The following is a 15161-nucleotide window of genomic DNA, read 5'->3' as shown; positions in this document are numbered from 1 at the left end:
AAAGATGTAATTTTGCACCCCAAAAGAGGAACTTATGAAAAAGATATTGATTATCAGTACAAGTCCACGAAAAGGTGGCAATTCAGATACGCTGGCACACGAATTTGAACGCGGTGCTTCCGAAGCCGGACACGAAGTGGAGTTCATCAACCTTTGCGACAAGAACATTGCCTTTTGTCGTGGTTGCCTGACTTGTGGAAAGACGAACCGTTGCGTCATCAAGGATGATGCCAATGTCATTGTAGAGAAGATGCACGATGCCGATGTGGTCGTATGGGCTACGCCTATCTACTATTACAGCGTCAGCGGACAAATGAAGACAATGATAGATCGCGGCAATCCTCTATATGATACCGACTACCATTTTACGGAAACCTACCTGTTGGCTACCGCTGCCGAGGATGAAGCCGAAGTAGTGAATGGCGCAAAGACCGCCCTTCAAGGCTGGGTAGACTGTTTCGAGCGTCTGTCTTGCAAGGGAACGGTGTTTGCCGGAGGAGTCAACAACCGTGGGGACATCGCTAATCATCCAGCCCTTGCAGAAGCATACGAAATGGGACGTAAGGTATAATGATTTCTGAATAACGGGCTGGACAATACCACAAGAATATGAGATATAAGTACGAACTCACAGAAGATCAGGCGGAGAAGCTGATTTGGAATATCATAACTGCCATAGAGCAACGTATGGACGAAGATGATTACATCGAAGATACATACTTACGAATCAATCATGATGATTTGAGTGTGGAGATTATGTATCTTGAAGAGAGTAATCTGACAATTCCCAATGATGATGTCGCTGTCCTGAATTTTATTTATGACTTTGGCGGTGAAGAATGGCTTCCGAACGAAGCTGCCATCCGCCAATATGTAAATGATAATATTTAATGGATGTAATATCATTACGGCATTCACCCGAATATCTTGAACGGGCAATCGCTTATTTTCAACGAAAATGGGCAACAGAGGATTCTATGCAAGTTTATGACAATTGCCTTAGAAACAGCCTTTGTGCAGATAATCCATTGCCACAATGGTATTTGCTGATAGATGGTACAGAGATAATTGGGTGTGCCGGTCTTATCACCAATGATTTCAACTCACGCATGGATTTATATCCATGGTTGGCAGCTCTTTTCATAGAAGAAAATCATCGTGGTCATAATTTGGCCAGACAGCTCATTGATAAAGCTATAAATGATGCAAGAATGTATGGATTCAACTCATTGAATCTATGTACTGACCATATCGGTTATTATGAGAGATTCGGATTTGAATTTATTGGCTTTTGTTATCATCCGTGGGGTGAAAAGACGAGAGTCTATCAGATTAATTTATAAAAACAAACTCTAAAGTATGAACAAACAGCCCGACCCTCATGAAATATATCCCATAAAAGGATGTCATACAGTTACTCAGGTAAAGCCAACGATTACAAAGCCCAACATCCTTGTAGGTGACTTTACCTATTTCAGTGACGTTGATTTTGAAAAGCATGTACTCCATCATTACGAGTTTATTGGCGACAAGCTTATAATAGGTCGTTTTTGCCAGATAGCAACAGGGGTTACATTCATTATGAACGGGGCGAATCATCAGATGAACGCCGTATCAACATATCCATTCTACGTTATGGGATGGGAACAAATACCTCCCCAATTGGAAGACCTGCTGATAAAAGGTGACACGGTGGTTGGCAACGATGTCTGGATTGGCCAGAATGCAGTAATTCTTCCCGGCGTTCACATCGGTGACGGTGCTATTATCGGACTGAACAGTGTAGTAACCCATGATGTGGAGCCTTATTCTGTCGTGGCAGGAAATCCGGCAAAAGTAATTCGCAAACGGTTCGATGATGAATTGATTGCCATTCTTATGCAGTTGAAATGGTGGGACAAGAGCGTGGACGAAATTCAGGAGTTAATACCTGTATTGACTGACAGCGACTTGTCGCAAGTCAAGGTCAAGTTGAAACAGATGCTACGATAAAAAACGTTCACACAAGAAAATCAGTCCTAAATGCCCCGGATAGAACATATAAAATCCATATTTTGCCATGCTTCCTTGTATGAATCCTCTTGTTCCATCGTACAAAAAGATAACCATACAGGCAAGCATGACACCAATTATCCCGTAGTGCATCATCAAGGGAAAGGCACAAAGTAACGGTAACATTCTACCAAAAGGGAAAGCATTACTATTCAGGTTGCCCAACAAATAAAAGATGACAATCATCAAAACACCCCGCCACTCATAATCAACACCCGACCAAGTGGCGAACCAAGCTATAAGAAGGATGGCACAGATACAAAGTATGCCATCCTTTTTCAATATCTCAAAAGAAGCCAAAGCCACCACTCCCAAAGCCAGCGTAAACATCACATTGTGCGTACCATCAGCACCGTTCAGCAGATACCACGGGATTTCACTGACAACAGCAAAGCCCAGCAATAGCCCGAAGTATCTCTTCCGATTCCGGGTATGGGCAAAGCCTTCCGCAATCAGGAAAGCGAATACGGGAAAGGCGATGCGCCCTAAGCAACGCATCACCTCATAGTTTATCCCAAATCGGTCATTAGAGATATAGTTGTCTTTATTTCTAATGACTGTCATTAGAAAAACAGATTTGTATATGGTTAATTTGTAGCCATTTACTAACTTTACCACGACTTAAAACCTATAAGATTTAATGCGAGATTGTGACATAAAGTTCGTAAACAAGGAAATAACCCCTTTTGGTGGGCTTTCCCTGTTCTTCAAGATGCTCGAAAAGTGCCATTTCGCCAAGCGTCTTGAACAGAGTAGTATCCCTGTTCAAGGTTCCAACAGGGGCTATAAACCGCTTCAGCTCATATTGGGATTGTTTGCGGGGGTATGGTGTGGCGCAAGCTGTTTCGGGCATCTTGACGTGGTGCGTTATGATACGGTACTCTGTAATTTGCTTGGCTGGAGACGTGGTGCGGACCATCGGGCCTACCAGCGGTATTTCGACAAATTCTCGCAGGCCATCAACCAGCGTGTGTTCGGCGAACTGTTCAGTTGGTTCTTCTCGGAGCTGTTGTTTGACAATTACACTTTGGACTTTGATTCCACGGTAATGGTCCGTGAAGGGAATCAGGAGGGTGCTGCCAAAGGATACAATCCCAAGCGTCCGGGCCGTCCTTCACACCATCCCCTTCTCGCTTTCGTCTCGGATGTGAGAATGATAGCAAACTACTGGTTACGTCCGGGAAACACGGCTGCGAACACCAATTATCTTGCCTTTCTTGAAGACACCCTGTCCAGGCTTCAGAATAAGACGGTGGGACTGGTTCGTATGGATAGTGGCTTCTTTACGAAAGATATACTTGACTGTCTGGAAAATAAAGAGTTACACTATATCATAGCCTGCCGGTTCAACAACCGTATCAAGTACAGCCTCACCCATGAGCATGTATGGGTCGAGATGTCAAACGGCCTGGAAATATCCGAGACGACGTATCAGGCGAATGGCTGGGACAAGCCAAGACGCATAGTGATGGTCAGGCAGGAGATAGAGAAACGTCCAAACGCTGCCGGCAAACAAGTAAGGCAAATGGAACTTTTCGAGAATGAGAACGACTTTGGCAAATACCGTTACAGCTGTTTCGTCACCAACCTCAGACTGCCGGCTAAGATCGTGTACGACTCGTATCGCGGAAGGGCGGACTCCGAGAACAGAATCAAGGAACTGAAGTATGACTTCTCCATTGATGATTTTGTTACGAATAACTTCTGGGCGACCGAAGCATGTGGGAACTTTATAGTCATGGCATATAATTTCATGTCGCTATTTCGCCATGCACTTATCAACTCCGACAAAAAGCATTTTCTCAAAACTATCCGTTACGAGCTGATTTCAACACCGGCTTATTTAGGTAAGACAAAGGACAAGCATATTCTTTATTTGGCCAGATCGTTAAAAACAAGACAATCTTTCTTTTCTATTTGGGAAAAGATAAAGGATTTCTCACTGCCATATGACACAGAGAAATCCTAATGACCGATTTGGGTTTATTGTTGTTCCGTCCATCAGGAAATAAGCGCAATGGTCAATCACCATCGAGAGGATGGCGATGACTTTCAATGTGCTACCGCTGAGTTTGGACAATGTTATCGGCATACTCATAAATTCTCAGTTCATTCCAAGCAGTTCCTTCACCATATTCTCCACCTCCTGATTGACACGTTTGAAGTTTCGGTTCAACAGGATTTCCTTTTCCCGGTCATTCTTGAACTCATAGATTTTGGGAAGCGGCACATAGTGGTCTTCCTCTTCCTTAATCTGCTTCATGTCGAAGTGGGTCTTGCAGAAGTATTTCGTTGTCTTGAACTCCTCCGACTGCTCGATGTCGAAGTGGTCAAGCATCTTCTCGTCCGTGGCCGTAAAGTCACGCGCCGCCTGACCTGCCAGCCAGCCTGTCGCCATGTCCGCAATCTTCGCCGCAGGAACAAGGTAGTCCATCTTCTCAGATATGGTGGTAGATACCTTCTGGTCGTTGATGGAAATGGAGCGTGAGGTCTGCTTTGCCTTGCCGAACACATCATTTTGCGCCCACTCCAAAGTTTCCTTGTTGCGAGCTGCCCCCATGAAGATGTTGCCGCAGGTGGTGATAATCTTCTGCATACCCACCTTGCCATAGTCCGCCTCCAACTGGGGCAGTTCCTGAAATCCCAATGTCACGGCAACCTTGTTGCTTCGTGCCGTACCAATCAGCCGGTCAATCTTGTGGAAGTACAGGGTGGGAAGCTCATCCACGATGATGCTTACCGGGATATTCCCTTTGGAGTTTACCCTTGTAATCAGACGGTTCAATACAAGAGCATTGAGCGAACCGATGACCTGCTCTTTCTCCGGGTCATTGGCGATGACCAGATAACTGGGATTGTTCCTGTCCGAAATCTTCAAGTCAAAATCATCCCCCGTGAATACCCAATAGGCTTCGGGAGATACCAGTCTTGCGGCATTGACACGCAGCGTACCCACCATACCTTCCAACTGGTCGTTCGCCTTGTTCTCGTAGGCACTCTTGAAGGGAGCCATCAGGGAAGCAATCTTATCGTCCTGCATCAGGATATTAAAAACTTGGTCGTAGGGTCTGCCCAAGAATGAAAGGACATGAGGCATATCCGAAAACTCGCCCGTGACGGTGTCCGGCTCCACCTCGTTGCCGTCCTCGTCCTCATACCAGCAGCGGTCGATAACAATCAAGTTGTGCGCATGGTCTTTGTAACGGAAGCCGTCCAAATCCACAAACATCCTGTCCTCGTCCGTGGAAACATCGTTGCCGTTTTCGTCCACGAAATCCAACACCACGTTACCGTCCTTGTCAATGGCGTTGAAATCGTCCCAGTTCCTAATGACTATCTCCAATTTGTTTCCCTTGTGTGAGATGAACCGTTTCAGCTTCTTCCCGTCCTTGAAACCTGTCGGATGGAAATTGACGAAGAAGTAGATGATGGCCGCAAGGAAATTCTCCGCCGAGTTGGTGAAGAAGGCTTCCGAACCACCTTTCTTCTCACCGCCGCCTTTGTTCAGGGATGCCAATAGCGTAGCCGCCGTTTCCGAAGCAGCGGCCAAGTCGGGTATATACTTCCGCTGTATCGGATTGATGCGGTTGGAATACTCCACATCGGTAAAGTTTATAGTTCTAAACCCGCAATTTTCAGGAAGTTTACCTGCCTTTCTATTCTTGCAAAACTGGTAAAAAAGAGTCTTGGCAAGTGCCGGGTACTTATAATCATATACCATGAGGGCGAATCCTTTGGCCGAGTGCTGACGGATAAAAGGGTCGATGATGCCGAAAGACTTACCAGAACCGGGTGTACCCAACACAATCGTCCCACGGAACGGGTTGATGATATTGATCCAGCCCTTGCGCATCTTCCGTTTCCAATAGTAAACCATCGGGATGTTCACCGAATAGTCGTTACCAGCCAACGCTTCCGACTGTTGGAAAGATTCGTTCTCGAAGTTGAAACGGTCATCACCCACCTTGTAGTTGTAATACTTGGCGATGCCGTCCAATCCCTGATGCACCAGCATTGTGCCCACCACCGAGCAAATGGCGTAGAGGATGCGGTTGGCAGGGAAGCCCATCCAACTGATGCCGATGTTCATTCCGTGGAAGACGAAGCAAAGCCCCACCAAGGTCAATCCTGCCAACACGGGATAGATGACCATCGTCTTCACGTTGAACTTCAACGCCTTCTTCGCCTTTGTGCCGATGCAAACCACACAGATGCAGACCAGTTCCGCAATCTTGCACCCCTGCACAGAGTTGAACACCGCGAAGCGTCCCAACAAGTCCAAGATGAACTGCGTCACACGGTTGTCAGCCGTCACGGGCAGGTTCATCACTATCTCAATAATGAGAAAGATGTAGATGCAGCTCCGGAAGTAGTTGTACATCTGCTGCTGTTCCCTTGTTTCCTCAAATGCCATACGCCTTGGATTTTAGAATGGTACTTTGAATCCTAACAGCAGACCGTTGCGGAATGTGTCACCATGAATGAAGTTCACATTATTCTTTTGGATCACCGCAAACTCCCAGCCGTTCTGAAAGACATAGCTGTATTCAAATCCGGCTTCCAGTCCCAAGAAGAATTTTCGTTTGTCAGCTCCAAATTGTGGGCCAAAACGGAAGCGGAGCATCCCGTTCTTGTACCTGACCAGACGGTGCTTGTACACCAGTCCGGCATCCCAGTAGTAGCCTTTCCAAAACCGTGAAATTGGCAGCTGCCAATGGTTGCCGGCCTCCCCATACAGTTCCACGGCATTGCCGTAGGAAAGTGGATGCTCATAACCGACGGTGGCGTTCAACGTACTTGGGAATAGGAAACCAGCGTTGACTGTCAGTTTCTTGTCTTGTGCAAACGCTCCCATAGAGAGCATTATGCTACACATAAGAAATAGAATCTTTTTCATGGCTTAACGGGATATGTAGTAATACGGATAATAGGATGTCTTTTTCAGAATGTCGGAATCAAAACCGTCAGCGTGTAGTATATCCTCGTATTCTATCGTCAATACGATGACACGACCGCTGATTTGGTTCTCGGAGATTTCCAACCTAAGCACTTTCTCATCAGGGAAAGTCAGCTTGGGCAATACCAGCACGTTGCGGTAGTCCTTCTTGAACTTCCTGACGTGGTTCAACGAGAATACAGGTGTCAGTTCGATGGTCTGCGAGTTGGTGGCCTTCGTTTCCTTCTTGTCGGTCAGCTTCACCCGAAGCTCTTCAATGTCGTAGGGTATCTTTGTCCTGTTCTGCAACGAATAGTCAATAAAGAAGAAGTCCCCGATGGAATAGATGTTGTTGACGATGGCTTTCATGCCGTGCGCCTTTGACACCACCTGATTGAACTTGCGCTTGCTGCCATAGACCGCCCACGCATACCGTGCCATTTCGGACATGGGCATGGAAACCTCCGGGTTGATGTAGGATTTCGTATCGCTGTAAGCCACTTGGTAAATGGATGTCGCCATATCCGGGGAAGTGGTATAAAGAATATCATACTGGGCGATGTGACGCTCACCGATCAAGGTCAGCGTACCCAACAGCTCCGCTTCCTTGTATTCCGCGTTTGGAATTGAATCGTTCTCTTGGAACGGTTTGATACGGACGATGTTGTCGGCACATTGGTTGCCGATTATCTTCGGGGTGGAAATATCCACTAACTTGATATTCTCCGGCATGACAATGTGGGTCGTCACTTCCCGGTTCACATAGATTTTCTCGTTGGCGAAAGCCGAACTGACAAAGCCGAGCATACAGCATACGGCTGAAAGAATCTTGAATTTCATATAGCGTGATTTTATGAGTTACTATTTTTCTTTGTTGTGAATTATATTTATCTCGCTTCATCCGAATTGATCAGGTAAACAATCGTGTTATACTTGATTTTCGCCTTGTTCTTGCGGATATTGGTAGAGATGGCCGAAGTAGCGGAATTGTACATATTCTGCAAGGCCTGCAATGCGATTGCCTCTCCCGATATGCCCGAACCATAGCCGTTTTCCGATTCAAAGCTGATGTTCTGCTGTACCGTGCTGGCCCCGGCATCCTTCACGAAGTCGCGGAAGGAGGATTCGGGAACATAGAATCCCTCCATACCGTCGTTGTCGAACACTGACAGCTTGACATTGATGAACTTGTCACCTACAAGGATGCTGGTAATCGTGGCGCGGACACGCTGCTGGCCGAAGCCGCTTACAGTTCCATAGAGGTAAGTCCCTTTTTTCAACTTCGTTCCGCTGACCGTCACATCGTCCAAGAGCTTGAAACGAAGCCTTGTGCCCTCACGGGCTTTGGTGGTCTGGTCTATCATCGCCTTTATCAGGCTGGCATCCACCGATTCGTCCTGTGCTGATACGGTATGGAACTTATCAGCGTTGGTCTCTTTGGACTTGATGACCAACTTGGGGCGGTTGCGCTCCTTTTCCTCTGCCCGAACCTTGGCGATGGAGTCGGCCCGCTGCTTCTGTCGTGCCTCTTCCTCGTCATTACCATAACCCAATCCGCTCTCGATAGCTTTCTGACGCTCATAGCTGCGCCGTTGGATTTCTTCTATGTCACGGGCAAATTCTTCCTGTGAGGAATAACTGTTACGGTTGTTATCTCCTGATGGCGGATTCTCATAAGCGTATGAATTGATATGCTTACGGGATTCGGCAAGGGAACGCTCCAGTTCTTCCAGTTCCTGCTGCTGGCGGATGCGTTCCGCCTCGGCTGCGTCCAGACGGTTCAGTTCTTCCTCGCTGTAACCGTGTTCCAACGTGTTATCCTCTTTCTTTTCCTCGCCGATGGCACCGACTGCGGTAAAGGCATCCTCGTCATCGAAGCGGCGCGACATCTCATAGAGCTTGTCACCTGCTTCCTCGGCATTGGCTTGGGGCAGTTCCATGTTGATGCGGTCGGTGGCGACCGTCTGCTCCGGTCCACCGCTGCCCCCGAAGGTCTGCATCACGAAGTACACCAAGGCGCACAGCGGTACGAACACTACCAGCGGGAAGATGTACTTGGGTTGTTTGAAATTGATTTTAATCATGGTCTATCGTTGTTTTTAAGTGATTTGACAATGCTCTCCAACCGCTTGTACTGCCGGATGATACGGATGGAATCGGCACGGGACTTTTGAGGCTTGGCAATCAACGAGTCCAGTTCTCGCTTGATAGCCTGACCTTTATCGGTCAATCCAAACAAAGTCTGCCGATGCACGTTCTTGTTGGACTGTATGGCATGGAAACCTTGAATCACAGGCTCAATATTACCTATGATGCTTACATCGATGGCTTTTGTTTTCACTGTCTGGCTATTCACAAGTATATCACCGCACAACACAAATAGCAATGAGCCGACCACACAGGCAAAGGTGCGTCCGGGATGTTTCATCGCCCAAGCATTGGCCAACCGGATTCTTGCCGCCAAGCGGTATCTCGTGCCGATTGCGCACAACTTCGGTTGCAGGTGGGATTGGAAGAAGTTCCATGTCTTCTTCCGGTTCTCCTGTATCGTTTTCCTTAATGATTTCATATCTTACGATTGCTTGATTTATCAGTAGTCCAAATCTTTGTTTTCCAATGTCCTCCAGTTGGTTATCATCAGCCCGTGCGGATTGTTCCTTGTCCTCGGCACGTTCTCGATATATCCGGTTGTCACCATTGTCCGTTTCAGGTCACGGGTACGGCGTTTGATGAACTGTGTGCCGTAGTAGGTGAACTTCCGTTCATGCTCGTCAAACCGGATGGAGTCACACATGATGGTACATACCGCAGACGAAGAGATGATGTCGGTATAGAAGCCGTTCTCGTCCATCGCCTGCTTCTGTTTCAGGGCCGTGCCGTCCGCCATATACATCGCCTTGCCGACCGTCCACTTGATATAGTCGTTGTCGGGCGGCAGGTTGAAGAAGTACTGGTGGAAGAGCTGGATATGCGCCTTTGCCTCCATCGTGAAGTTCGCCTCCAGTTGTGCCCGTTCCGCAAGGAACGGTATGTCGCCGTCCAACACATAGATTTGCTGCCGCTCCTTTGTGACCAGCGACACGCAGCACCAGACGGTAAAGGCGCAGATAATCACGCTGCCCGCTATGCTCGCCAGTACCGTCATCAAGGCGAGTTTCGTTTTCTGTGCTAATGATTCTATAAGCATATTGTGGAGTTTTATGTTGATACTACTTTTTCTTGCCGCCTGCCATACTTGTTACACCACCTACAGCCGCGCCTGTAACACTTCCTGCCGCTGCGCCTGCCGTTGTAGCCATGCCCATAGCCGTAGCACCTGCCACTGAACCAGCACCGGAACTGACACCGCCCGGTATCAGCCATGAAGCCACTTCGGGCACAAAGCGGATAATGTAAGCCCCCACGAGCATACCCATCGCGTACATGCAGTTTGAGCCAATGCCTTGCAGTCCCAACGCGCCGATCTGTTCCCATGAATTGACCGAACCGTGCAGCAGGTGGTTGTAGGCTACCATGTCCTGCTGGAGATTGTAGAGTAGGATGAAATCCACATAGTACATGCACATATAAGTCACGAAGCCCCATAACGAGAGGGAAAGGTACTTCGACATCCACTGGCTCCAAGCGGAGTTCCAAGGCGGCGCAAGCGATAGTGCGAACATAATTGGGCAGAATATCATCATGATTGCCATGAATATCCGTTGTGCCACGAGGATGCCGTAGTAGGACATCTGGAACACCAGTTCCCCGACAAAGCGTATGACATCGTTAATCCATTCGCTGATTTTGGTTTCCGCCGCCACTGCCGCCCGTTGCGCGTAGTTGTTGATGGTGTTGCCCAAGTTCTCCACGTTGTAGATGAGCTTGTCCCACCAGTTGGCATCCTCACCGATAGCCGCTATCTGTTGGGCGGTAGAGATGGAATCCTGAACAGCACTCAACCGGTCAAGGTATTCACTCTGCTTTTGCGCTAATTTCAACTCGAAAGCCGCCACTTCCTTGTTCTTGGCGTGTGCCATCGCTTTGGTGGCGGATTCCAGCCCTTTGCCCGGCACTTGCAGGGCGGAGCAGATCCATGAGGACGATGAGATGCACATGGAGATGCCGACGATGCGGAGCAGTTTCATCACGTCCATGCCCCGCCGTCCGAGCATCATCATCCAACACTCGTATGAGCCGACACAGAGGGCGAGGCACAACCCGATGACACGTGCCAGTCCGACTGCATCACCCAACACCGCCACATTCGGGAAGGTTTCCATGGCGACCAGCAGCTTGTCCAGACTCTCGTCTATCACGGGCAAGCCGATGGTCAGGGGTACTAACAGTAAATTCATATTCTTCGTTTTTATATTGTTGCTTAATAATGGGTGGCCGCTACCGCACACAGATGGGCAGTCCGGTTTACCAGTTCGCTCATCTTCGTCTTGGCTTCCTCGTATGCCTGCTGCCGTTTGGCGTTCTCCAGCCCATAGCCGACTCCCGTCTTATGGATATAGGCTATGTCCGCACAAAGGATCTCATTCAGTCGGCTGAGTTCGTCCACTTGGTATTTGAGCTTGCCGTCACTCTTGTTCATGCAGTAAAGCAGTCCGTCCGCAATGCGGTCTTGCATACGGTTGAACTCATCCTTATAGGCATCATACATCAAATCAACGGCTCTGTCCGCCTCACGCAACAGCTCTTCCTTGTACAGTTCCTCGATATGCTGCCGTTCCTTTTCCACCTTATCCACTTTCTGCCGTTGGGTCTCTTCGGAAGTGACCCTGACGGGCATGATGCGCCTGATGTTGGATTTGGGTTCTTTGAAGCGTACCCGGAAGCCGGAATTGAAACCCGCCCACTTCCAGTACATTTCCGCTCCTGAATATCTTTTGTGCAGGAAATAATAGTACCAGTCGGGAGAAAAGTCCCAAGGGCCGTTCTCCATAGACTGCCATTGCTTCTTCTTTTCGTTGTCACGAACAACCTTTTGTGCATTCCCCGTTAAAGGGAAACTGATAATGATAGCACAGAGCATTGTGATAATCTTATTCTTAAATCGCATATCCCTTATTCCATTGGTTAATGATTCTATCAGCAATCTCTTCCTTGACGGTCGAGTTCAGTATCTCCCAGATATAATCCGGTTTCCATCCGCAGTTAGTAACCAGATAGCAGTACAGGTTCGCATTGTCTATGATAGCCCGTGCCTTGTCGATGGTCGTTTTGAGCGTCAGCACCAGATTCAGTTTCTCGTCCATCGAGGCTTTCATCAAGTTGATACCGGAAGCGGCTACCGTTGCATAGAGCTTGTAGCAATGTTTGATTTCACGGGCTATGGCTACGTTGGCATCGGTATAATACCATGCGACAAAAGGTTTGTCGGACACATACTTGAAGGTATGGCTCGTAAAATTCTTGTAGTCCCTTACGAGTTGATACAACGAGTTGGCGGTGGACGATATGGCTCCGGCTAACACAAGGTAGGAATTTGCATTGTTCAACCTTGTATCCAAGGTGGTACGCACGTCATTGAATTTGTTTGCGCCTTTCGTTATCAGCGATTGTTCCCCAAAGCTGGTTGCGACACGTGTTAGTGCCTGGTCTTCATCTTTCTTGATAGCCTTATGCAAAGCAATCAACGCCTCAATGGTCGGCAGGTCTTTCGGTAGGACATAGGCGAAAGATTTTGCCGGAAACAAGACGGCAAACATCAGAACCAATATGGATAAATGTTTGTGTTTCATGGCATCAGTTGTTAGTGGCTACCAATCCGTTCCAGTCCCTTACCAGCCCCTCCACACCGTTGCGCATCGCCATGATGTTTGCCCAGCCTTCCGGGTCTATCGCAAAAAACAAATCGTTCATCGTGGCATAACGGGCCATCAGCAGCATACCTTCCACCTTGTAGCGTATCTCCATAAGGTTGGTATAGATGCTATTTGCCAACGACAACCGTTCATGGCGGTCAAGCAGGTTGTAACCGTCATTCTTCTTGTCTGCGGTCGCTGCGCCTTTCAGCGGATTGGCGACCTTGCCGTTGTTGACGATGTTCACGAAGTTGCCCACCAACTGTTGCGTTTCCGTAACCAGATTGCCCAGTTCATTCAGGCACAGTAACTTGTTGGAGAACTTCGCCTGATTGACCGTCTTGATTAGTTCCGGTACATTGCGGACTATATCAAAGGCGCACAATCCGATTTCCTTGTAGTAATGGCTTTCCGTTCCAAAGCCCTTCACATTCTCCATTGAGAGCTTGTAGAGTTCCTTGATGGTCGCCATACTCACCGAATACAGCTCCACCTTCTTCTTTTTGGAAGCAATGGAGTCCAACCGGGCGTTGTGTTGATCCTCTATCAGCTTTTGAGAGGCGGTATTGGCGGTAACTATTTTCAGACAGTTCTTGTCTATCACCACTCGCCAGCCAGCATATACACTATTACAGGTTATTGTTAATAGTGTCAGAATGAATATGTATCGTAACTTTACCATAGTGACATTACTTTTTGATGTTGGTTGACTTTCCTTGCAAACTCTATATAGAGAAGGACACCGTCCTTTTGGCGGTCTTCCTCGATATGGATTATCGCCTCCTGCAAATCCCCGTAATGGGCAAGATATATCTTCAGGGCTTCTTTCTCGCTCCGTTCCGTGGTATACGCCCAGTAACATTCCGGGGCTTCCTCCACACCATAGACATCAGAGTTCTGCCCACGGCATATCCAGACCTCCTTGAAGTAGCTGCGCCCTTCCTTGTTGTTGAGCGCGTTGATGGTGAATATCTGCTGCTTCTGTATCGGGGTCAAACCGAGGATAGCTGCAATATCGTTGTACCTGTCCTTGAACTTCGACTGGTCGAGCAATACCTTCACATCGGAGTTGTTGATGATGGCTTCCTTCACAATGGGCGAGTCTATCACATCGTTAAGTTCCTGAGTGACCACTCCGGCAATGCCGTGGAACTTACGGACGGTCTTGTAGAGGTACTTGATGTATTCTGCCATCGTGGGTGATGCGATGGCTTTCCATGCTTCCTCGATTATCAGTGCCTTGCGCCCTTTCTTGATACGCATTTTTTGAAGGAACACGTCCATGATTATCAGCACCACAATAGGGAAAAGGATGGGGTCATCTTTTATTTTATCGATTTCGAAGACGATGAAACGCTCATCAAAGAGGTTTACCTCCAAATCGGAGTTCAGGGTTTTCTCCTGTTCACCGCCCCTGTAAAACTGTTTCAGGATGGATGCGAAGTCGTGAACCTTGAAATCCACCTTGTCCTGTTTCATTATCTGCGGGATGCGCTCCAAGGCAAACTCATAGTAGGAATTGAACGAGAGTTCCGTGACTTTCAGCCTGCGCTTCTGTTCCTCCATACGGGTTATCTGCCTGTCTATCTTGACAAGCATCGAGTTCTCGTACAATTCTTTTTTGAATCTTTCAACGATATGGAACGCCCTTTCCCTTTCTGAGGATGTCGCTCCGGGGTCGTTCTTCAGGGCGGTCAGTGACTTGCACTGGCGGATGAGCTTGAACCGTCTGGCTTCCGAGGGCAGCATCAGGGCACGGCTCTCAGGCTTCTCAATAATATCCTCACTCTCTATCAACCGCTCGATGTCCTGCATATCTTTGGTGTACTTGTCTATGTCTTCTTCCATCCGGGCTTCCAGTAATAACTTACGCCTCAAATCCTTGCGCTCACGCTCGTTGAAGTGGGTGAAGGGATGGAAATAGGTGTCGTAGTATTCCACCAAGGTCTGGTTAATCAGCATATCCTCAATCTTGTTGGGAAACTGGTTGCCTTTGAAAATGAGGAATATCAACGACTTCAAAAAGTTCTTCTTCTCTCCGAAGTTCTGGTCATATTCCTCCTGCGTCACCTTGAAGGGGTTCATGGAGATGGGGTTCTCCTTGGAATAGGAGATGTATGTGCCGTTGAAATAGCGGCAGATGCCTTCATATGAGTCGCCGGTATCTACCATCACCACGTCCGTATGCTGTTCAAGCAACTGGCGGACAACGCTGTTCATGTGGAATTCATATGAGAGGACTTTTGCTATTGATTATCAACGATGTAGAAAAATAACGGTACAAAAAAACTTGGTTGGGGAAAGAGGGTATAAAAGCTATTTGAGGAAAGAAAAAGGACTGTAAAAAAGTGAGTGTCGAATACGAAAATTTAACAGAAATT

Annotated in this window: 16 protein-coding genes and 2 pseudogenes; 5 read left to right on the top strand and 13 right to left on the bottom strand. The window is 47.8% G+C overall.

Annotation, left to right across the window (positions count from 1 at the left end; genetic code table 11):
• Window positions 1–34: 34 nt before the first annotated feature.
• Genes HPS57_RS13580 through HPS57_RS14560 form a run of 4 tightly spaced genes read left to right on the top strand, consistent with a single transcriptional unit; the run spans window position 35 to window position 1992 of the window.
• Window positions 35–571, top strand: a complete 537-nt coding sequence (locus HPS57_RS13580) for a flavodoxin family protein (RefSeq protein ID WP_172184035.1) — start codon at window positions 35–37, stop codon at window positions 569–571.
• A 38-nt stretch (window positions 572–609) separates the two neighbouring features.
• Window positions 610–891 (top strand): hypothetical protein, encoded by a 282-nt coding sequence (locus HPS57_RS13575; protein ID WP_172184033.1) that lies wholly within the window; start codon window positions 610–612, stop codon window positions 889–891.
• Window positions 891–1343, top strand: a complete 453-nt coding sequence (locus tag HPS57_RS13570) for a GNAT family N-acetyltransferase (protein ID WP_172184031.1) — start codon at window positions 891–893, stop codon at window positions 1341–1343. Before HPS57_RS13575 ends, HPS57_RS13570 begins: the two co-directional genes overlap by 1 nt.
• Window positions 1344–1359: 16 nt before the next feature.
• Window positions 1360–1992 (top strand): CatB-related O-acetyltransferase, encoded by a 633-nt coding sequence (locus HPS57_RS14560; RefSeq protein ID WP_172184029.1) that lies wholly within the window; start codon window positions 1360–1362, stop codon window positions 1990–1992.
• Here HPS57_RS14560 and HPS57_RS13560 read toward each other — a convergent pair.
• Entirely contained in the window at window positions 1984–2616 is a 633-nt protein-coding gene (locus HPS57_RS13560; protein WP_172184027.1) for a TraX family protein, read from the bottom strand. The two genes, HPS57_RS14560 and HPS57_RS13560, sit on opposite strands and share 9 nt — an antisense overlap.
• Window positions 2617–2692: 76 nt before the next feature.
• Here HPS57_RS13560 and HPS57_RS13555 point away from each other — a divergent pair, with 76 nt between their 5' ends.
• Window positions 2693–4021 (top strand): IS1380 family transposase, encoded by a 1329-nt coding sequence (locus HPS57_RS13555; RefSeq protein ID WP_172184025.1) that lies wholly within the window; start codon window positions 2693–2695, stop codon window positions 4019–4021.
• A 15-nt stretch (window positions 4022–4036) separates the two neighbouring features.
• Here the strand turns inward: HPS57_RS13555 and HPS57_RS14400 are convergent.
• From HPS57_RS14400 to HPS57_RS13500, 12 genes and pseudogenes are all read right to left on the bottom strand, one after another.
• Window positions 4037–4150, bottom strand: a pseudogene (locus tag HPS57_RS14400) (TraX family protein); the annotation flags it as partial.
• A 6-nt stretch (window positions 4151–4156) separates the two neighbouring features.
• Window positions 4157–6466: a type IV secretory system conjugative DNA transfer family protein gene (locus tag HPS57_RS13550; RefSeq protein ID WP_172184024.1), complete on the bottom strand. Its 2310-nt coding sequence runs from the start codon at window positions 6464–6466 to the stop codon at window positions 4157–4159.
• Window positions 6467–6478: 12 nt separating this feature from the next.
• Window positions 6479–6949 (bottom strand): hypothetical protein, encoded by a 471-nt coding sequence (locus HPS57_RS13545; RefSeq protein ID WP_172184023.1) that lies wholly within the window; start codon window positions 6947–6949, stop codon window positions 6479–6481.
• A 3-nt stretch (window positions 6950–6952) separates the two neighbouring features.
• Window positions 6953–7828 carry a conjugative transposon protein TraN gene (gene traN, locus HPS57_RS13540; RefSeq protein ID WP_172184022.1) on the bottom strand — a complete coding sequence of 292 codons (876 nt, stop codon included), beginning with the start codon at window positions 7826–7828 and terminating at the stop codon, window positions 6953–6955.
• A 47-nt stretch (window positions 7829–7875) separates the two neighbouring features.
• On the bottom strand, window positions 7876–9072 hold the full coding sequence (locus HPS57_RS13535; RefSeq protein ID WP_172184021.1) for a conjugative transposon protein TraM: 1197 nt from the start codon (window positions 9070–9072) through the stop codon (window positions 7876–7878).
• Window positions 9069–9557 carry a hypothetical protein gene (locus HPS57_RS13530; protein WP_172184020.1) on the bottom strand — a complete coding sequence of 163 codons (489 nt, stop codon included), beginning with the start codon at window positions 9555–9557 and terminating at the stop codon, window positions 9069–9071. The genes HPS57_RS13535 and HPS57_RS13530 overlap by 4 nt, the downstream gene beginning before the upstream one ends.
• Window positions 9558–9578: 21 nt before the next feature.
• Window positions 9579–10175 carry a conjugative transposon protein TraK gene (gene traK, locus HPS57_RS13525; RefSeq protein WP_172184019.1) on the bottom strand — a complete coding sequence of 199 codons (597 nt, stop codon included), beginning with the start codon at window positions 10173–10175 and terminating at the stop codon, window positions 9579–9581.
• A 22-nt stretch (window positions 10176–10197) separates the two neighbouring features.
• Window positions 10198–11325 carry a TraJ family protein gene (locus HPS57_RS13520; RefSeq protein WP_172184018.1) on the bottom strand — a complete coding sequence of 376 codons (1128 nt, stop codon included), beginning with the start codon at window positions 11323–11325 and terminating at the stop codon, window positions 10198–10200.
• 23 nt (window positions 11326–11348) lie between these two features.
• Window positions 11349–12008, bottom strand: a complete 660-nt coding sequence (locus tag HPS57_RS13515) for a DUF5045 domain-containing protein (protein WP_369811551.1) — start codon at window positions 12006–12008, stop codon at window positions 11349–11351.
• Window positions 12009–12024: 16 nt separating this feature from the next.
• The gene (locus tag HPS57_RS13510) at window positions 12025–12717 is read right to left on the bottom strand and encodes a hypothetical protein (protein ID WP_172184014.1); all 693 of its coding nucleotides are present in this window, start codon (window positions 12715–12717) and stop codon (window positions 12025–12027) included.
• Between the two features lie 4 nt (window positions 12718–12721).
• The gene (locus HPS57_RS13505) at window positions 12722–13462 is read right to left on the bottom strand and encodes a hypothetical protein (protein WP_172184012.1); all 741 of its coding nucleotides are present in this window, start codon (window positions 13460–13462) and stop codon (window positions 12722–12724) included.
• Window positions 13456–15006, bottom strand: a pseudogene (locus HPS57_RS13500) (TraG family conjugative transposon ATPase); the annotation flags it as partial. The gene HPS57_RS13505 and the pseudogene HPS57_RS13500, both read right to left, overlap by 7 nt.
• Window positions 15007–15161 lie beyond the last annotated feature (155 nt).

The organism is Palleniella intestinalis (genome assembly GCF_013166595.1).
Lineage (GTDB): Bacteria > Bacteroidota > Bacteroidia > Bacteroidales > Bacteroidaceae > Prevotella > Prevotella intestinalis.
This window is presented reverse-complemented; position numbering and strand designations above follow the sequence as displayed.